General features: G+C 50.5%; 18 protein-coding genes and 1 pseudogene. 11 read left to right on the forward strand and 8 right to left on the reverse strand.

Features of this window, described 5'->3' with window-relative positions; genetic code table 11:
• Positions 1 to 22 precede the first annotated feature (22 nt).
• From ACIY1O_RS09815 to ACIY1O_RS09830, 4 genes are read left to right on the forward strand one after another with little or no spacing between them, the layout of a single operon-like run.
• Positions 23 to 2,308, forward strand: a complete 2,286-nt coding sequence (locus tag ACIY1O_RS09815) for a cytochrome P450/oxidoreductase (RefSeq protein WP_397474918.1) — start codon at positions 23 to 25, stop codon at positions 2,306 to 2,308.
• A gap of 21 nt (positions 2,309 to 2,329) precedes the next feature.
• Positions 2,330 to 3,361, forward strand: a complete 1,032-nt coding sequence (locus tag ACIY1O_RS09820) for a TRAP transporter substrate-binding protein (protein WP_397474919.1) — start codon at positions 2,330 to 2,332, stop codon at positions 3,359 to 3,361.
• Between the two features lie 20 nt (positions 3,362 to 3,381).
• Complete coding sequence (locus ACIY1O_RS09825) at positions 3,382 to 3,918, forward strand: TRAP transporter small permease (protein ID WP_397474920.1); 537 nt, start codon at positions 3,382 to 3,384, stop codon at positions 3,916 to 3,918.
• Positions 3,915 to 5,243 carry a TRAP transporter large permease gene (locus ACIY1O_RS09830; protein ID WP_397474921.1) on the forward strand — a complete coding sequence of 443 codons (1,329 nt, stop codon included), beginning with the start codon at positions 3,915 to 3,917 and terminating at the stop codon, positions 5,241 to 5,243. The genes ACIY1O_RS09825 and ACIY1O_RS09830 overlap by 4 nt, the downstream gene beginning before the upstream one ends.
• A gap of 365 nt (positions 5,244 to 5,608) precedes the next feature.
• Here ACIY1O_RS09830 and ACIY1O_RS09835 read toward each other — a convergent pair whose 3' ends face one another.
• Positions 5,609 to 6,769 carry a DUF2971 domain-containing protein gene (locus ACIY1O_RS09835; protein WP_397474922.1) on the reverse strand — a complete coding sequence of 387 codons (1,161 nt, stop codon included), beginning with the start codon at positions 6,767 to 6,769 and terminating at the stop codon, positions 5,609 to 5,611.
• 1,365 nt (positions 6,770 to 8,134) lie between these two features.
• Here ACIY1O_RS09835 and ACIY1O_RS09840 point away from each other — a divergent pair.
• The 4 genes from ACIY1O_RS09840 to ACIY1O_RS09855 all read left to right on the forward strand — a co-directional run bounded on the left by ACIY1O_RS09840 (position 8,135) and on the right by ACIY1O_RS09855 (position 10,386).
• A complete protein-coding gene (locus ACIY1O_RS09840) occupies positions 8,135 to 8,779 on the forward strand; it encodes a hypothetical protein (protein WP_397474923.1) in 645 nt (214 codons plus the stop codon).
• 154 nt (positions 8,780 to 8,933) lie between these two features.
• Positions 8,934 to 9,563: a hypothetical protein gene (locus ACIY1O_RS09845; protein ID WP_397474924.1), complete on the forward strand. Its 630-nt coding sequence runs from the start codon at positions 8,934 to 8,936 to the stop codon at positions 9,561 to 9,563.
• Positions 9,564 to 9,872: 309 nt separating this feature from the next.
• A complete protein-coding gene (locus ACIY1O_RS09850; protein ID WP_397474925.1) occupies positions 9,873 to 10,004 on the forward strand; it encodes an SEC-C metal-binding domain-containing protein in 132 nt (43 codons plus the stop codon).
• A gap of 139 nt (positions 10,005 to 10,143) precedes the next feature.
• Complete coding sequence (locus ACIY1O_RS09855) at positions 10,144 to 10,386, forward strand: type II toxin-antitoxin system Phd/YefM family antitoxin (RefSeq protein ID WP_397474926.1); 243 nt, start codon at positions 10,144 to 10,146, stop codon at positions 10,384 to 10,386.
• A gap of 43 nt (positions 10,387 to 10,429) precedes the next feature.
• Here the strand turns inward: ACIY1O_RS09855 and ACIY1O_RS09860 are convergent, their stop codons facing one another.
• The 3 genes from ACIY1O_RS09860 to ACIY1O_RS09865 all read right to left on the reverse strand — a co-directional run bounded on the left by ACIY1O_RS09860 (position 10,430) and on the right by ACIY1O_RS09865 (position 12,619).
• Positions 10,430 to 11,062, reverse strand: coding sequence for a hypothetical protein (locus ACIY1O_RS09860; RefSeq protein WP_397474927.1), 633 nt, complete (start codon positions 11,060 to 11,062; stop codon positions 10,430 to 10,432).
• 337 nt (positions 11,063 to 11,399) lie between these two features.
• A complete protein-coding gene (locus tag ACIY1O_RS17520) occupies positions 11,400 to 12,131 on the reverse strand; it encodes a rolling circle replication-associated protein (RefSeq protein ID WP_487047371.1) in 732 nt (243 codons plus the stop codon).
• Between the two features lie 185 nt (positions 12,132 to 12,316).
• Positions 12,317 to 12,619, reverse strand: a complete 303-nt coding sequence (locus tag ACIY1O_RS09865) for a helix-turn-helix transcriptional regulator (protein WP_397474928.1) — start codon at positions 12,617 to 12,619, stop codon at positions 12,317 to 12,319.
• A gap of 945 nt (positions 12,620 to 13,564) precedes the next feature.
• On the opposite strand from ACIY1O_RS09865, the gene ACIY1O_RS09870 reads away from it, so the two are divergent.
• Positions 13,565 to 13,876, forward strand: a complete 312-nt coding sequence (locus ACIY1O_RS09870) for a helix-turn-helix domain-containing protein (RefSeq protein ID WP_397474929.1) — start codon at positions 13,565 to 13,567, stop codon at positions 13,874 to 13,876.
• 37 nt (positions 13,877 to 13,913) lie between these two features.
• Here ACIY1O_RS09870 and ACIY1O_RS09875 read toward each other — a convergent pair whose 3' ends face one another.
• On the reverse strand, positions 13,914 to 14,141 hold the full coding sequence (locus ACIY1O_RS09875) for a hypothetical protein (RefSeq protein WP_397474930.1): 228 nt from the start codon (positions 14,139 to 14,141) through the stop codon (positions 13,914 to 13,916).
• 180 nt (positions 14,142 to 14,321) lie between these two features.
• Between ACIY1O_RS09875 and ACIY1O_RS09880 the strand changes: the two genes are divergently transcribed.
• Positions 14,322 to 14,984, forward strand: coding sequence for a hypothetical protein (locus tag ACIY1O_RS09880; RefSeq protein ID WP_397474931.1), 663 nt, complete (start codon positions 14,322 to 14,324; stop codon positions 14,982 to 14,984).
• A 75-nt stretch (positions 14,985 to 15,059) separates the two neighbouring features.
• Here the strand turns inward: ACIY1O_RS09880 and ACIY1O_RS09885 are convergent, their stop codons facing one another.
• The 3 genes from ACIY1O_RS09885 to ACIY1O_RS09895 form a co-directional block, all read right to left on the reverse strand.
• Entirely contained in the window at positions 15,060 to 16,067 is a 1,008-nt protein-coding gene (locus tag ACIY1O_RS09885; RefSeq protein WP_397474932.1) for a GxxExxY protein, read from the reverse strand.
• Positions 16,068 to 16,129: 62 nt separating this feature from the next.
• Positions 16,130 to 16,819, reverse strand: coding sequence for a hypothetical protein (locus ACIY1O_RS09890; protein ID WP_397474933.1), 690 nt, complete (start codon positions 16,817 to 16,819; stop codon positions 16,130 to 16,132).
• Between the two features lie 350 nt (positions 16,820 to 17,169).
• Entirely contained in the window at positions 17,170 to 17,781 is a 612-nt protein-coding gene (locus ACIY1O_RS09895; RefSeq protein ID WP_397474934.1) for a recombinase family protein, read from the reverse strand.
• Between the two features lie 349 nt (positions 17,782 to 18,130).
• Between ACIY1O_RS09895 and ACIY1O_RS09900 the strand changes: the two are divergent.
• Positions 18,131 to 18,972: pseudogene (locus ACIY1O_RS09900) on the forward strand (hypothetical protein); the annotation flags it as partial.

The raw sequence follows: 18,972 nt of genomic DNA on the forward strand, positions 1-18,972 counted from the left end.
TCTAGTCAGCACGGAACAAAAAATGAGCAACCCAGAAAACGACGCCGTCCGAAAGTGCCCCTTTCACGCCTCTGCTGATCTAGACATGCGGGCAGCTCGTTTCGACATGTTTGACTCAGGCTATCAATCTTCTCCGGCGGAATCACTAAAAGAATTCCGCCAAGAGAAGCCCATATTCTTTTCCGAAACCATGAATTACTGGGTGGTTACACGATACAAAGACATCAAAGAGATTTTTCGTGACCCGGTTCTATTTTCGGCCCGTAACGTACTAGAAAAATTCACCCCAAATAGTCAGGAAGCCGATGCCGTACTGAAGTCTTACGATTACGCCATGAATAAAACCTTGGTGAACGAAGACGAACCCATACATACCGAACGTCGCCGCGAACTGCTCGAGGCCTTTAGCTCGCCCAATCTTGAAGCGCTCCGCGAAACCACCCGCGATCTGGTTAAAAAACAGGTAGACAGCTTTATTAATGATGGCAAGGTCGAGCTGCTTTCCACGCTGTTGTGGGAAGTTCCCCTGGTTATTGCACTGAAGTTTTTGGGTGTGCCCGATAGCGACATTGCCGAACTACAAAAATATGGTGTGGCGCACAAGGTAAATACCTGGGGCAAACCGTCGCCTGAAGAACAGGTGCATGTCGCCACTATGGTCGGCAAGTTCTGGTACTACTCTGGCCAGGTCTTAAAGCGCATGAAAGAAAATGGAGGCGATGAAAAAGGGTGGATGTACGACATGATTCGAAAAAACCGTTCGAACCCACGTGTCGTCACAGACAACTATCTTCATTCCATGATGATGGCAATACTGGTGGCTGCCCACGAAACCACGTCAACCTCTACTGCCAACGCCATACAACACTTACTTGCTACGCCGGGTCTATGGAAAAAGCTGCACGACCATCCGCACATGATCCCTGCAGCGGTAGAAGAATGTTTACGCTATGCAGGGCCTATCGTGGCATGGCGCCGAGAAGCCACGGCCGACACCGAGATTGCCGGCGTCAAGATTGCAAAAGGCGAAAAGCTGTTTTTGGTGATGGCGGCAGCCAATCGCGATCCTGAGCATTTCGAAAACCCTGATTATCTAGACATACAACGCGACAACGCCAGCGAACATCTTTCGTTTGGCTATGGGGCCCATCAGTGCTTGGGTAAAAATATAGGCCGTATGGAGATGTGCGTCGTCATTGAAGAGCTGACACGGCGCATTCCCTATTTGCAGTTGTCGGAACAACAGTTCACTAATCTGCCCAACACGTCCTTTCATGGTCCTGAAGAACTGTGGCTGCACTGGGACACCAGGAAAATTGTCGCCGACACATCGGGGCAGAGGGCATTCCCAATAGGTAACCCCGACAAAAAACAGATATACCGCAACACAAAAGTTGTCAGTATCAAGCAGCTGACCCACGATATTAAAGAAATAACGCTAGAAACGGATGACACAGCTCTTGAACTGCCTACTGCCAGCCCCGGGGCTCACATAGAACTGCTTTTGCCCAATGGCCTGGTCCGGAAGTATTCCCTGTGCCCCAGCGCGAAGCAGTATGTAATTGCAGTACAACGGGAAGAGCACGGTGGCGGCGGCTCGGCATGGATCCACGAAAACCTGCACGTAGGCGATACACTAAAAATACGTGGCCCGAAAAACTTCTTTAAATTGAACCTAGGGGCTAACGATTATTTATTGATCGCGGGGGGTATTGGTGTCACGCCTATTTTTTCCATGGCTTACGCGCTAAACAAGGCGGGAAAACCATACTCTTTGGTTTATTGTGGTCGCAACAGAAACGAACTAGCCTATCTGGAACAAATACAGGCAGACACGACGAACCTGCAGGTTTGCATATCGTCTGAAGGAAGTCGGGCCGACCTCGACGCCCTTCTTAAAAGCCAAAAACCGAGCACCCATGTCTATGCCTGCGGCCCCGAACGCATGCTAAACGAATTGGATTTATTAGCTAATAAATACGGCTTGCCTCTTACATTCGAGCTATTTAGCTCGGTTAGCAGTGTATTAAACCCCGAGCTGGAAACCCCTTTCGATGTTGAGCTGACGACTACCGGCAAAACGTATCATGTGCCGCGTGACAAAACCTTGCTAGAGGTTCTTCTCGAGAATGGTGTTGATGTACCCAACGACTGCGAGGAAGGATTGTGCGGCAGCTGTGAAGTCGTTGTTGAAGCGGGCGAAATAGAACACCGAGACAAGGTACTTAGTACATCAGAAAAAGCCGCCAGTAAGCTAATGATTACTTGCTGTTCACGTGCAAAAGGCAAAATTAGAATCGCCCTTTGATTTCATAATTAGGAGACTTCAATGTTAAAAAAATATATAACTGCTTTAACCCTGGGTGCAGCTTCCCTAGCCATTAGTGCCAGTGCCGGCGCCCAAACCACCCTTAACGTAAGCACTTGGTTACCGCCCACCCATGTGCAAAATAGCGTAGTTTGGCCCACGTGGGCAAAGTGGGTGGAAGACGCCACTGACGGGCGTGTGAAGGTCAATATTGAATACACGTCCAACAACCCAACGCAGTTATTCCAAATGGTTGAAGACGGTGTAAGCGATGCGGCGTTTAGCTTCCATGGTTTTGTACCGGGGCGCTTCGATCTGCAAGAAATCGTAGAACTGCCTGGTTTGGGTGTGAACTCTGAAGCGGCGTCGGTAGCCCACTGGCGTACCTATCAAAAGTACATGACCGAATCTGGCGAGCATGATGGCCTAGAGCTCCTAGCATTGTTTGCGCATGGCCAAGGCGTTATGCAAACCAACTTTCCTGTACGAAGCCTTGATGACTTAAAGGGTAAAAAGATTCGTATCGGTGGCGGAGTACAAGCTGAAATCGGTAAACGCCTAGGTATAACCCCCGTCGCAGCACCAGGCAACAAGGTGTATGAACTATTGCAAACTGGCGTGGTCGATGGCGTATTTATGCCCGCAACCGAACAAAAAGCACAAAGGCTAGTAGAAGTTGCGCCTCATATCACCATACTGCCTACCGGTATGTACATGGGCAGCTTTGTTATGTTCATCAATCCTGATTTCTTAGATTCCTTAAGCAAAGAAGACGCGGCTGCCATCAGAAGTGTTTCTGGCGAAAAGCTGTCTCAGATGGCGGGTAAGTCTTGGGATATTGCAGACACAGAAGCCCTGGCTTATGCAAAAGAAAACGGCGCCACTGTTCAGGAATTAACCGCTGACGACAGTATCACCATAGCCTACAACGAAAAAGTTAAAGGTCTGGACGAAGAATGGCTGGCACGGGTTGCAAACAAGGGTATCGATGCCAAAGCCGCGTTGCAAATGCTACGCGACGAGGCGAAAGCTTACGCTGCAACACAACAGTAAACTGGCCCGGAACACTGATCATGGCTTTTATTGCCTGGGTAAATCAGCAGTATGAAGAAAAAGGGCCAATCAAATGGTTGGCCTTCTTTCTTGAATTAATTGCTGCCGTCGTTCTTTTCCTTCTTATGGTTTTAACGTGCGCCGACGTTGTGGGTCGTTATTTTTTAAGCAACCCCATAAAAGGCGCTACTGAACTAACTGAAATGGGGCTGGCAGTCGTACTGTTTTCTGCTATGCCGGTAATCACTTGGCGTGGGGGTCATATAGTTGTTGATTTGATTGACTCAATTCTACCGAATGCACTCATAAAAGTGCTGGTCTGGATATCGACACTATTGGTCTCAGTCTCTTTATATTTTGCTGCAATACGCGTATATGAAATAGGCGCACGCAGCCTTAAACGTGGCATAACCACCGATTTTCTACATATACCAGTGGGCTTGGTAATACAGTACATCGCTGTTTTAAGCTGGGTCACCAGTGCCGGCTTAATTGTTTACTCCCTATTGAATTCAATCCGTCTACACAACAAAAACAAAGCTGAGGCTAAAAAGTGAGCGTTATTCTTGTCGGCTTCGGTGTTTTATTAACGCTAATATTGTTGGTGCGAGTACCCATAGCTTTTGCGATGGGTATCGTAGGTTTTTTTGGCTTTGCAGTACTGAATGGCCTTAACTGGGATAACTTCGCCACCTATCGCTGGAGCGTCCCGTTATCGTTGTCTGCGAACCGAATAATAGACACCGTGCAAGACTACGGTCTTTCAATAATCCCGCTGTTTATTCTTATGGGCAACCTGGTTAATCGATCGGGTTTGTCACGCGAGCTCTATGCCGCTTCCTATGCCTTTCTAGGGCACAGAAAAGGCGGCCTTGCCATGGCAACGGTAGTTGCTTGCGGAGGGTTTTCCGCCGTGTGCGGGTCTAGCCTGGCAACGGCGGCCACGATGTCCAAGGTGGCAATGCCCCCCATGCGGCGCTATGGTTACTCTGATTCTTTAGCCACAGCATCAATCGCTGCCGGGGGCACTTTAGGCATATTGATACCCCCTAGTATCATGCTTATTATTTATGGCTTGCTAACTGAAACCAGTATCCGCGAGCTATTCGCCGCAGGTCTTTTGCCAGGCATACTGGGCATATTTTTATATCTTGCCGCAGTTAAGTACACCGTCTGGCGCAACCCGTCTTCGGGCCCTGCCGGCGAACGCATGAGCTGGCCCGAGCGCTTTCAGGCTCTTCTCGGCGTACGAAATATTCTGGCACTTTTCGCGCTGGTAATGGGCGGGATATATTTAGGTATCTTTACCCCTACCGAGGCCGCCGGCATAGGTGCTGGGGGCGCGTTTATTATTGCGCTGCTCAGGCGTACCCTGACATGGGCTAACTTATTCGAGACGCTTGCCGAAAGCGCCAGAACTTCTGCCACGTTGTTTGCGATAGTTATAGGTGCACTGATATTTTCGGATTTTATCAACCGTGCCGGTCTTCCTGTTTTGTTGGTTGATTTCGTCCAGGGGCTAAATATAAGTCCTATAGCTGTAATTTTTGCCATTCTGCTTATTTACATCGTCTTGGGTATGGTTTTAGAAAGCTTATCCATGCTTTTACTTACCATACCGGTTTTCTTTCCACTGGTTGCCGAGCTAGGCTTTGACTTGGTCTGGTTTGGAATAGTCGCCGTGGTGGTCACAGAAATTGGCCTAATCAGCCCACCCGTCGGAATGAATATATTCGTGCTGTCTGCCGTCCTTAAAGATGTAAAGACAGGCACCGTATTTAAAGGAATAGTGCCGTTTTTTACGGCTGACCTGGTGCGTTTAGGTTTAATCGTCGCGTTTGTACCAATATCGTTATGGCTACCAAACTTACTGTATAAGTAGTCAGTCGTGTAGAAAAAAATAACCCCTTGGTTTTATAGATGTTTCTATAAAACCAAGGGGTTATGCATAACTGGCGGAGACGGAGGGATTCGCGATCAATAAATTAAAACACAATAAATTCAAAGACTTACTCGCGGCGCCGCGAATCGTTGTGTAGAAGATATGTGTAGAACCTAACTCATCATCATAATCCTGTTCGCAAAAAAAATCCAGCTCTAGTTCGCACCAATCCAGCCACGAATTTCTACAGCGCTGGCGATTTTCTTCGTACAAAAGGACTACGTCGGACCATTGATAGTTCGCGGCTGAGTGCTGAATTGGGGAGCCGGCATTCCGCCACCGGCGAAGTGCTCGGTGCGCAGCCCCTAAGGAATCGGTTCGTGACTAAACCGTCCCGACTCAACTGTTGTCCCTCCAAATGCTTTCCACGATGCCAATCGTCTGTCGTAGTATTCACTGCCAATTTTTAACGGCGTACCCATTGATATCATTTCTTCATCAACGACTCGTACAGCTCTGGACGAAGAGCAGATCTCTGCTTGTTGGTATAAAAAATCAAAAATGTAAGTTTTTGCGCTGTTTCCCCCTGAAGCTCTAGCTCTCTTCTGGAGTTTTTCATTAATAATCTCTTTGATATCTGCTTTCTCAGATTCTTTCATTCGAGAACCGAAAACGATGCCGACAACCTGGTTGAAGTCATAATGGAACAGTCGCTGATAATTACTATACGCTGACTTTCCCGATACATATCTGCTCGGTTGGGGCAATAACAACCGATACTCTTTCTCATAAGCCCAACATTCATTCTTAGTTAATAGCTGTTGTCGAATGTTGTCATGGAAATCCAAACGCTCTTTTTCAGTCTTGAACTCATACCCAGTGTAAATACCTGGCAACAAACTAAATGCATCTATAGAAGCCAACTCGTTTGCGTAGGTTATCGCAGCAACTCTAAATCCCTTGCCGATGGCGGTTGTATGACTAGGGCTCACAGACAAACTATTCTTAGTACGTTCTGGGCACTGGTTTAAGAAACCGGCTATAGGGCGGTAGATCAGGCAATATCCAGAATGACTCCCAGCATAATGAGACCACATCAACATCTCATCGTTACAACCTGAAAGTGAGATTGAGTACCCTGCATTTGGCGCATAAAGCGACAACATCGCTTTGAACTCTTCCAGAAAATCAGATATCCCCCGCATATCATGAAAACTCAGCGTATGGGTTTTTGCAATGCTGTCAGCCACGTTAGATGAGTGAAGGTGATACTCGCTAAGCAGCTTTTCATATGACATCGGGCAAATGCTCGAGAAGTAATCTGCTGCCACTTCTCCCCATGTGTGTCCACCCAAAAACCTACGGATTGCTCTCAACCAAATTCCTTCGCTTTTATCGGAAAACTCAAATTTGGATTGCATATCCATAGGGTCATTGAGTTCTTCACGTGAAGCGAAGTACCACTCGTCATACCGGAGTTCCTTTTGAGTTAAGAGATTCCAAGGACGATACCTATAAACGTGCATGCTGATTTCCCGTAAGAAGCCTAATAAGTATTAGAACGCATACTCTGATAAGGCGCTCTCGAACACGCTCTTCATGCCGAGAATTGAAGCCGTTGCTGCGCCATCGTATCTCCAGCGGGGACGATCAACCGGAGTATCCAAGAAGGACGCCCCGCTGTTGCTGGGCGGCCGAGATCATCCAATGCCGAGAGTGGCCCAGATGAGTATGTCGTATTTCCTCCGTTCAAGTTTCCCGATAAAGTTCTTCCTAACCCACTGTTCAGCCCGCCAAGGCCGAAGTTCAGTCGAGCCGCCGCCAAGCGGCGCGACTGGCGTTTCATTGCAGGAGGCCGCCAAGCCTCACCCCCGACTGTCGGGGTACACACATTGCTTTTAGATCGCTGGCAGTTTTCGAGTCGCCTTTCAGCGTCGCCTCATGCTTACCTGATTAGGGCTCGCAATCGGCTCGAACTCTACTATCCGCCGCTCCCTCTCCCTTGCTCACTGGTGCCACCCGGCTCAGCGCAAATCGGAGATTCCCACGTTAGTTCCAGTGGTCTCACCACGATTTAAGGCTCTGTCATCTCAAGGTTGGTGCATCGCATACGCTTACCCGGTCGCCCGGTTTCAGCCCTCGATGTTCCGTAGCTAGGCTTACCTGCCCAACCTCTCACAGACGAATCACTCCCAGAAGGAGCAGGCCCAAGGTGATTACTCAGATGAGGGACTCACACCCCCAATTACAGGCTTAAGCTATCCATAGACCCTCGCGTTATCTGCGAGGTGCCGAGCAGTCCAGGTTTCCCCTCGTGCCCCTGACGCATTACTGCGCCCTCATAAGCCCACCTGCCGAGTCCTCGTCATAGCCGTTCAGTTCCAGCTATCCCAAGGGCGGATTGGCTACCGCTATCCACGTGAACAGGGTCTGGGCGTGTTACCACGCCTCCCGTTTCCGTGTCGCCCAACACCGCTTTTGCGGATTGGGTCGAAGAAGGGTTGTCACCCTCCAGCGCCCATTTCAGCCGTACGAGCCACGATTAAGCGGCATACAGCTAAAGCGATCTTCTGAGGTTTGGCGAACCTCAGCATGGGGTTTCCCCCTGTGGCAATGTATGTGTGCAAGTTGGCGGTCTGCTCAGTGCACCCGACATTACGCCAGGATCACTGAGCAGACCGCCACGCGTGTGGAGACGCCCGCTGCTCTCGCATCGCCGCCAGCCCTCGCGTAACTCTCTGCGCATACATTTCGCTCGTTCCTCGACTCTGTATAGCTCCGAACTCTCTCTTCGGTATGGAACATCATTATGTGCGGCGCTGTCGCGCCAAATGACATAACAATTCTGCGGCTCGGCGCTATACCTCTTTGAACCCCCTCAAGGAGAAGACATGCCCGCATCAACCCCAATCGCACGATCGAAAACCGCCGCCCTCATCCGAATCACTGATCTAGTCGCCAAAGGCTACGATCGATACACGCACGGCAAAGTTGCCGCCAGCAAAGCGCAACGACTCGCCCAGAAGCTTCATGCCAAGTATGGGATAGGCTGTACGCCGGCCCAGCGGATCACTCGTAAAAAGCATGGGCTAGCCAATACGGCAATGGTCCTATACTGGCCGGAAGGCGCGGAAACTGTCGAGTGGCTAATGTTGGCCACACAAGGCGATGGCCTTGGCGAAGAGACGCTGGAAGAAGTAGCTCGCAAACGAATTCGCCTAATCTGGCTCGGATACCAGCTAGTGCGCCGCTCCCACCGTGGGCGCATTGCCTGGACGTGGAAATTGCCTCGGCAAACCATGGCTGACCACTATAACGAGCTACATGCACTCTTAAACAGTCGCCACTACGCTACCGTAGGCAAACTGCTTGAACGCGCTTCGCACTACCCAGGCTTTCATGGAATTCGAGAGCAGCTGAAGCCGTTTTTGGGAGAAGCCCAAAGGAGGGGCTACATGGGGCAGGTTCCTCACCTGTTTTACGTGAGGAAAATAAGCCATGGCGAAAGACTGCTTTTAGACGGCAGCAACGCCTAAAAGCTGTGTTTACCTTCGAGGCGTAAATCTAATGCTTCACTCACGAATCGACCACCTCGCTGTGCCACGGTTACCAAGAACCGCCAGATACCACTCGCTTACTTATTGATACTATACAAACTACTATCTCTATGACTATGAGGGGAGTTTGACGATGGGTAATGTGACCCAATATCTGGCTGACTACTTGGCCCCGGCGTCTGCCGTACTTGCTGCGTTGGTGGCGTATGTGGCAGTCTACAAAAGCTCCCAGCCCCAAGTCGTTGCATACTATCAACCTAGCGAGCGGCAGCAATCAATAATCGAACTGATTATTGAGAATGTAGGAACCGGCAATGCCACCGATATAACGTTCTCGAAACCGATACCTATTGGATGGTATGGGATTGAGGCACCATCTAGGCAGGGCAGCTATATACCCACATCAGGCATACCCTTGCTTGCGCCCGGCCAGCGCTTAGTGTTTCATGGGGGACAATTCGGAGGGCTTGCGGAGGAGCTAGGGCCAGAAGGGATTCAGTTAAATATAACGTACATGTTCAACCCACCGCTTTGGCGAAAGAAAAGAGCCATCGACACCTGTGCTCTATCCGTCGAACATTTTAAGGGAATGGTAACGATAAAAAGCCTAGAGCAGGCCGTGGTTGATGCCATTGAGGGACGAAATCAAACTACCTTCGGAAGTATTCGCGATTCTCTTCAGGAAATTAATAGGAATTTAGCGGCAATTAATCTCGCTATGGTCTCAGGCAATAACCATTCAGAACCCGATCAAAGTCCATAAGCTGCTTTGATTTGGTCGGACGTCAATGTCTGCTGGAAGCTGAAGTCAGTCACCTGCCGTCCAATACAACGCGGCTTCCAGGAACTCTTCAATTAGAAGCAGCGCTGGCAATATTCGTAATTTGCCGACTGGGGTTGAGAACAAGATTGGAGAAGCCATGGAGAAACCACGAGAAGAAACTCGAATTCTTGAAGAACTGACTAAGTTGGTTGGATCTCCGGGATATGCTCATGCACTCGCAACAATCTGCCATCGGGACAACACCATTTACTTCCAGGGCAAGTTGGCACCGTCCAGCTGACCGCTGACATGAAACCGGCATCAAAAGTGCGCGATGCTCTTCCCCTGCTTTCAAAACAGGACAACCGCAAGAAACTCGGCCGGAATGATCCATGCCCCTGCGGTAGCGGCCGAAAGCACAAGAAGTGCTGCTTAAATTAGTCAGGAGGTGCTTGCCTAAAAGTTGATACACCATGGCATCACAAGATGCGCGCCAGTTTTTGGATTTTGCATTTTTTGAAACATCCAAGCTCAAAGGCGTAAACTTCAGAGCCACTGGCAACCGATAATAGGATTTGCGATGCGTGCTGTAAGCTTAACCAAGGCTAAATCCATCTTGCCCAAACTTATTCGCTCCGTTGAAAAGGGCCACGACACAGCCATCATAATCCTGCGAAATGGCAAGCCCGCCGCTCAGATCGTACCCATAGAGCCGATACCCACACATCAGCGCTTCGGAGTAGCCAAAAGCAAAATTCGGACTATCGAACCGACCGATCCCGACGACCCCGAGATAGTCCAATTGTTTACGGGCCCCAACTAAGGATTAGGATTTTCTCCATCGCTATCCGCGATGCACTCATAACCTATCCGTCAATACGTAAATACCTATATAACAACCGCTCATATATACGCGCGTCAGGCGTAATCCTGAGGCCAAGGGGTCTAGGCGGGATAGGACGCCCCAGATATTTGGCAATCACCAGTCGGCGTAGGTAATCGAGCGCGTCGTAATCCTTCATGCCGTGGCGTACGCCCCGGCTAAAACTCTCGTCCACCCAGCTCACTGTGGCAAATTGCGATGCAGTCATGCCCGTACTCAATATATGCTTTGAAATGCATATTTGCCGCAAATATTCGGCGGGAGAACAACCGAAGCCGGAAAAGTGGATTGCGGCTTTTATAGCGTCGGCCTGATTAATATTCCCTAACAGGCTAGCAAAGCGCCGGCTCAAAGCCTCGGCTGCGGCGTTCCTGATGCTGAGTCCATCGAGATCGACGTAACGCGCCTCAGGCGCGCAAGTCAATGCTCGAAAAAGGTCCTCCCAGCGCTCATATCCTAGGACACGCGCTACGAGACTATAAACTTGTTGGAGGGATACAGAGGATGCGCATCCCTCCTGAGATTGCTGGCGTATCTCGTAATGAGCAAAAGCCACATGCAAACGCGTAATATGCCTTTTAGCCTCGGCCGAGTCGCGGAAAGCTGGAATTACCATGCTGGGTCCTTGATGTTGGGATGGCGACGGTCGCTCGCTAACCTTTGCCAGTCAAAGACCACGGAAACCGTGACGACGTAGCTAACCAACACAGAGCCCTTTAGGCTTCCCCATCGCGAGCGGGTGGCTCTCTGCACAGCCGATTAGAAAGATACCACGGGATCACTGCTCGGTGACGGGCCCAAGTGTGTCTAGTAGACACACCTCACTGAGAAAGGTCCAAATGTGTCTAGTAGACACGCCCCACTGAGAAAGGCCGCCTGACAAGACTCCTCAAAATTCAATTGCTGGCACATGACAGACGCATCCTACTGCCGTGACTTAGTCCCAAGGTAATTCACGAAAACAAGGCACCCATCGTCATTACCCGCACCATCCCTCGTGGCGTCCACCTGTACGGCGAGGAATATATCTCCCCCGTATTTTGATTCACCCATCCTCCGCCCCTGGCCCGCGTCGCCCGCTCAGAGTTAGGAAGCAGCTTTTGGAGCCATATCGGCAAATAAGCCCGCAACACTGAAAACTTGGCGGCCGCGTCAAAGCCTCCATGGCCGTATAGACGGGTGTTTTTGCAAAAAGCCTTCTCGCTGTTGAACTTTGCGATATACAAACCCCAATCACGGACGCTCTTACACGCCTCCGCCCACGTCGACCCCCAGGGCCACCATGAAGCCAGCTGTGCATGGTCAAGCTTTATGCCTCGTGGCAACCACACCATTAAGTGATAATGCAGGCGATTTGCGCGCTCCAGGACCCAAACATAGGTAAACGTATGCCCGCGCCGCTTTAGCCAACGACGCGCTTTCTCGGTAAACGCCCTCAGACATTGGGACGAATAATCACTGTTATTCTTGAAGGTTAGGGTCATGGCGATAGCGTATTTCCCCTGGCGTAGTGCTGTGCCTTGGCCTGCGCTCACCAGAGCTTTCACCCTACGTTTTTGGGTGTTTCTGCGTCGCTTAGGGCTATACGACGCACTTATTTCGATCTTATTGACAAGTTCAGCGGCTGCGTCCGCAGAGCAAGTCGATGTGCCGCCCTTCCCGGGCAGTTGAGTACTATGGGTCATAGCACGCTCCAAGGCGTGCCGTTTCAGCTAAACGTCAGCTGTCCTCGATGAAACAAATATTTCCACTGGCTGAAAACGGCCAGGTTGCAGTTAGCCCTATACTCAATTGACAAGAGAATGAAGGCCACACGAAGACGCCCCTTCCGGTTGCCGCCGGGAGAGCGCAATTTTGTATACGGGTAAAGTTAGGATGCGTTCAGCGCACGCTGCCGAGCTAAAGTCTCGACTTTCGTAGGTCTTCCGCGACGTCGCGGTTTTTCTGCCGCTGGAGCAGCCACAGGCTCGGCGGGCACACCGGCACCATCCTCTGGACTGGCCTGCCGATGCTTTTCAATCCAGGCTTCCACGTCTGCTTGACGAAAGAGCACCCTGGAACCAATCTGCGTGATTGCGGGAAGACCGTCTTTGTCCTTGCGACGGTTGTAAATGGTTTGAACGGCTAAGCCGGTGACAGCTGATAGCTGGGCTACAGACAGCAGATTTTGCATGTTTACTCTCACAAAATGTCTGCGGCCACGACGACCGCAAACAGTATAGAGAAATGCACGCTTTTTCTGCCCAGTATTTTTGTGGCGCTATCAGCAGTTACCGAAAAGCCACGCGAATCGAGGCCAAACCCCTAAGCCCGTACCGGGTTTGGTTGAGGCTGATCGCGCACGCTCGTCAAGGTCGCCGTCATTTCCCGCACTGCTTCCTCTTCGACTTCCAACTCGCCCTTCGGTAAGTGCGCATAGACATCGCTACTGCACAACCGCACAATAACCTCTCTACCAAGGGGGAGGTTTCAATGCAAGGGGGAAACGCCGTTCAGGAAGCGCTCATGCAAGCTTTACGCATTGCGCACGAAGTTTTGGGCCCAGACGCAAGCGAAACGGCGGTGCTAACTGTGTTTAACCACCTAAATTAGGAGCGACATGCAATGCGGCTGTCCATGTTGGAGGAGGCAAATCAGTACGTGACCCATTAACAAAGGGGCTAAGGTCCGCTTCCAAGCCAGTCCCGTCGGGACGTTGCGCGACGACGCCTGTTGGCGGAAAATTGGGCTATGTGTAATCGATACATATCGCCCGACCAGGCCGAAATTGAACGCTTCTGGCAAATCGGCCGCCAAAACCCCGTACGTTGGTGGACTGGCTCGACAAAGAGACTGGCGAACTGGTTGAGAGTTACACGATGCTCACGCTAAACGCAGACTCGCATCCATTAATGCAGCGGATGCATAAACCGGACCCTACTCTGCCGGCGAATGCCCAGGATAAGCGCTATGTCGTTGCAATTGAGCGCAACGACGTCGACCGATGGCTAAACGGATCTGTCGCCGACGCTCAAAAGCTGGTTAAGCTAGCGCCAGTCGACATATTTATTGCTACACCAGCCGTGGAGACGCCCGGCCAGGCGTCGCTCCAGTGAAACCCGCCTTTTACGGATAATAAATGACTACTAACTTGGAGCGCCTAGCAACCTCTGTACAGGAACTCGTAGAACATTACGCTCTTACGCAGGACGAGCTAAGCAAAAGAAGCGGCATATCTCGTCAAGCCCTTGCAGATGTGCTGAGCGGCACCTCAAATTATCAGGTGACGACCCTCCTAGCTGTAGCCGACTCCCTCGGTCTAGAGTTAGTGCTGCTGCCCAAGTTCATCGCACCCGCATTTGCGGACGATGCTCTGCCTAGAGCTCCCAAAGTGAAATCAGTAGTAGATGCCGCGCTCGAGAGAGTGCAAAGGCGGAGATCCCAGCTGTAGTCCGGCAGCCAGGGAGCAAATTGAGCTGAGGAAGAATTTAATATGACTCGCCGGCAATGACTCTGTCATTCAACTTAGCCGGGTTACGCATAACGGAATCCAGACGCTCAGCAGCCCCGGCCTCGTTCAAACTGGCGAGTTTTACGTCCCAGCGTTGCCGAATCGTTTTGAGTGCAGCAGCTTCCTGGGGCGTCAGTTCACGCTCACCCAGAAGTAAACTGTCCCCCAACATACGTGACTGGCTGCCGCCTTTTGAACCTTGCATCCAGGATTCCCAATACGTTGATCCAGTACTGATTGTACGACGTCCCTGCGAGGGAGCCATAGGTTAAGTGTACTAACTCAGACTTGATCGGACATACACTGCCTGATCAAGCCGAAACCGAACTCATAGCAGCCGCTTTTGGCCAGGAGCGGACATCTGGCTGACTGATTTATAAATTTCATGGCCAATTTCGTTTTGTCCACTTGGCAAGCATTTAATTTGATTATGAAAGAGTTTTTTGAAAACCCTTGGACTGGATACTCTAGCGTATTCGTATGTTTTTTAGTCCTCGTTTTTTCTATTTCAACATCAAGAAAGCTAAAGCTTCAAATAGGCCTCAACAAGGAACAGGAAAAGCTATTTGACAAGTTGGGTGCAGAACCAAGGAGGCAAGTTCTATTGACACTTAGCGTACCGGTTCTATTGTTTGTGGTTGTCGCATTGATGGCAGGCTCTTCAATTTCGGAGACGCTGGCGACGGGATATGCCTCTTCAGCGAGCCTAGGTGGATTTACGGCGTTATCGAATATTTGGAAAGCCTATAACTCCTATAAAACTGCTCTCCATGAGACTATGGACGATGCACGCCGCCGACGTTTAAAGGATGTGTATGACACAATACTACGTGCTTTCGACTGGGCTTTATTGTCATTTCTTGTCGGTGTGTTTTTGCTCATCGCATACAATGTGGGGCCATTTATTAGCCCCTCCTGGTGGGTATTGGGCTTTGTTCTGACTATCGCCACTGTGCGCGTACTTGCATTTACAACGAATGCAGTCACAGTGGCTGAGAAATATGAGTCCGACCGACTTCATGGTTGTAGAAGGAAAGGTAATAGATAGAGTCGGATTCCGTTATTTTGCTGTGTGGCTACAATCGGCCATGAGCGGCCGTTGTCGCATTGGCAATGCGGCCGTTTAACGTTGGAACTGACCGACGGCGGGAGGCCGGAGGCTAGAAGGCGTCAAGTTGAGCAATGAGTTAGATCCCAGAGGCGACAGTACGACAAGCCGCCCGTCTGTCCCTGAAACAACTGTGTCAAGTCTCTCCATGTCACTCGGAGCATCAGGCAAGAACAATAAGATGCCATCCTTGATGCCCCCGATCAGTAAGTAATGCTCTACCTGCGCGACAGCATTCGCATAGCTTTGCCTCATCAGTCTCCGTTTGAGCTCAATCACGACCTTCTCTGTACCGCGCGATACCAGCAAATCTGCTCGGAATGTCTTCCCTTCATTCAAATGGGCTTCAGTCTGAACGGCGAGTTCGGGTGCGGCTGACGACAGAAAGCCATGAAGCGCACCGATCACTTGTGACTCAGTTTCCTTTCCTAATGATGACGCCGAAGGCAAGTGAATTGCACAGAACTGATTTAGTAGCTCTGTAACTCTGACCAGTAGATCGGCGTTCAAGGTTTGCGCAAGGCTCGCCTCAAGAGTTGCCTTCTGTGCTTCGGTTTCTGCCTGTGACCTTGTGAAGGCGAGCCGCTCAGCAATCTGATCGAGGAGGAGACAAGCGAAGGCTGATACAGAAACAATGGCTAAAAATGCCTCGCTTTCGTCAAAGTCCAGCTTGTAATCATGGGCTGATGGGTTCCGCCACTCTGTACGGTACGTAGTTAGCTGGCTCAGCACCCTATTTCGGAAGATGTCGTTCTGCTCCAGATAGTTTTCAATATCAAAAGGACGCTTCTTCGCAGGATCCTGACCAGCTAGGACTCGATAGGCTTCCTTGACACTGCCTTCAAACGCTTGGTTTGTCCGATAGATCGCGTCGGTGAAGGCTGTGTCGTCGTCGGTCTCTTGTCCGCGTGATAGATGTCGGAAGGCGGTCTCGATGTGCAGCAGAACCGCCTTCAAACCAGGGACGTACTCGCCGTCCTCCAGCACATCAATCTTCTTTCGCAGTGTGTCAACGAGGTCCATGAATCTTTGAGGTTAACGTTTGAGTGTAGCGGTTAACGTCGGCAGCGCACACTAGCGAAGGGTTAGGTATCATTCGACGGGCCTGCGGCTTTCCACCGAGCAAGCCAAGCATTGAAGTCGAAGCCATCCCTGTATCCAATGACGGCCATGGATGTCTCGACGATCAAGCGATCTAAGTCAAGCATGACATCTCCGCCCGTAAGCACACCGACGATTGTACCCCCGGTACCTGGCCCACCTGGCTCATGCTTCGCCCAATGGAACTTATACCTTTCGCGCACGTAGCTTTTGATATGGGCCGCAGCTCCATCCTTGCCAAAGTGCTTGACCGGGTAGAACTCTGCAAGCTTTAGCCAAATAAGTTCGTAAAAGTCCACAACGTCGTACGTTGCTTTGCGCATTTCGACGGTAATGCCAGTGTCCCATCCCCTTTGGGCGGTTCGGCATGCAATCGCCTTGAGTTCTGGGAGTGCCTGAAATAAACGGACATCAGTTGGCTCGTCCAATGAGCGCCGAACGTAGTCGTCGGGGACTTCGTCCTTGAACTCCGTCGGAAGTGATTTCTCAGCAAGTTGATCCTTGCGTCTGTGTAGGGTAATTGCCGCAAGGGCGAAAGCTAATGCCGAAGCACCCGAACCGGCAGCATACGAGTTGTCCTTGATGGATAAGAAGTACCAAAGGGCACCAGTCGCAAATATCCCGGAGACCCACCAGCAAGTTTGAATTATCCAATCAGGAACGGTGCGACTCATAACGCCTAACGCTTGAATTAAGCTGCACCGCGTAGCAACGGCGGCTTGGATGAATAGTTAGCGCTTGACCGTCGCGCCTCTTTAACTTTGACTTCTAACTCGGATTCCATACGCACCTCTTGTCCTACACGCACCACGGTGACTGCTTCTGTGCCATGAGCGCATTCATTGCAAACACTATAACTTACGTAAGGATCCGCGCCATGTCATGGGTTCCTTACTAATCGGATAACGGCTTTGTGGCTTTGCTCTGACTGGCTGCTCAGGGTCGTTTCCTGTCTAACAGTGTTTGTCAGATCACGTCTAGAGTTATACATATTAAGACACCCGCCCAATCGAAGCTTGCTTCGCTAGGCCGGCTGGGGAGCCACTTCGGCAGGCACCACCGTTACTGCACCATTGGCTTTCCGACTTTCCGACACTATGTTGTAAAGAGTCGATCGCGATACCCCAAAATGCTTGCTGATATCCGCCACAGATATTTCGCCGGCGTTCATCATCGTCAGAGCGATCTTGCGTTGAGTCGGAGAAAGACGGTGTGGACGTCCCCCACATCGGCCTCTAGCTCGGGCCGCTGCCAGCCCTGCAACGGTTCGCTCCGCTATGATTTCCCGTTCAAACTGCGCAAGCGCTGCGAACATGTGGAAAACCAGTTTCCCGGCGGGGCCTTGAGTATCAATCGCCTCTTTCAGTGATCTGAAGGAGATTCCCCGACGTTCGAGGTCCGTGACAATATTTACCAAGTCATGCAGGCTTCTTCCCAGCCGATCCAAACGCCACACCGTCAGAGTGTCTCCTGTGCGAAGCGCTTTTAAACAGTGCTCTAACTCTGGCCGATCGGCGCTCTTACCGCTGGCATGGTCTTCGTATATAGTTTCCGCCCCAGCTCGGAGCAGCTCATCACGCTGCATATCCAGATTCTGATCACGAGTGCTCACCCGTGCATATCCAATTTGTGCCATTTGCGCCCCTTTTATCGACGTTGATAAGTAAATAACTTGATGCACACATATGTATAGCGTTTGGGGGTCAAAATGGTGGCGGTCAACTGAGTCCAGCAACCCATCGTTTTTTAAACATAGGCCTTCCTCATGGTTACGCAGCACTGAATCGACCTGTACCAACAAAGACTGATTTCATGCGCGGTTTTGTCGAACTGTAACGGACCTTGTTACCACCTTTTTCGGCCAAAAACTGGCTCCCGCGGCTAGACCAACCTCATTGATGTATCATTTGCTTTCATCTTTGAGCTTTCGACACATATTGTAATTTGAATGGTGACAAATAATGGCAGTTACCGAGGACGACGACATGAACGCATTGGTCTCAACTGAGACTGAGGAAAACTCAGAGCCTGAGCAAGCGAAGTCGATATCTCCTTCCCCTCTCTCTCTTTTACCTTGTGAAAGCGCAAAAGACTCAGACGATGGCTTGGATGTAGAAGAAAAGGACCACTCCTTCGGTCCTATCGCCGATCTGGTGACGCAATTTTTGCGACGTATCGACGGTATTGGTCTCGCCATGACCATTGCAGTACCGGCAATTGCTAAGGCCGTGACCAAAATCCGAGGCGACGCCAAGAACACGTTGAAACCCCATATTGTGAACGAGGCTGAAAATCACTTTTCGGTTCGCGTCCCTCCTCATCAGGATCACGAAACCAGCAGGGTGCTTAAAGCACTGAAATTGATTCGTAAGCTGGATAGATCCAACATAATTTTTACCACTGAACGCAGCATGTTTATTGGCATATTCAGTGAATTTGATGCGTTCATTGGAGAGCTACTGAAGCTGCTGCACCTCGAAAAGCCCGAGCTTTTCAATGGAATGGCTCGCGAGATAGCACTCTCAGAGCTACTCAAATTCTCATCCATTGAGGACGCGAAGCATCACTTGTTGGAGAAAGAAGTCGACTCGATACGCCGCGAAAGTTATGTTGACCAATTCGCAATACTTGAAACGAAATTCTCCATAAAAACGTTGCGCGCATTCCCGGAATGGGATGACTTCATCGAAATGGCTCAGCGCCGCAATTTAATGACCCATAATGGCGGGGTGGTTAGCGACCAGTATTTACGAGCACTAGCTAACTCGGGCTACAAAGTGCCTTCCAACGTCAGCGTAGGAACGCAGTTAGACCTATCTTACGAATA

This window comes from Pusillimonas sp. (genome assembly GCF_044464525.1).
In the GTDB taxonomy this organism is placed as follows: domain Bacteria; phylum Pseudomonadota; class Gammaproteobacteria; order Burkholderiales; family Burkholderiaceae_B; genus Pusillimonas.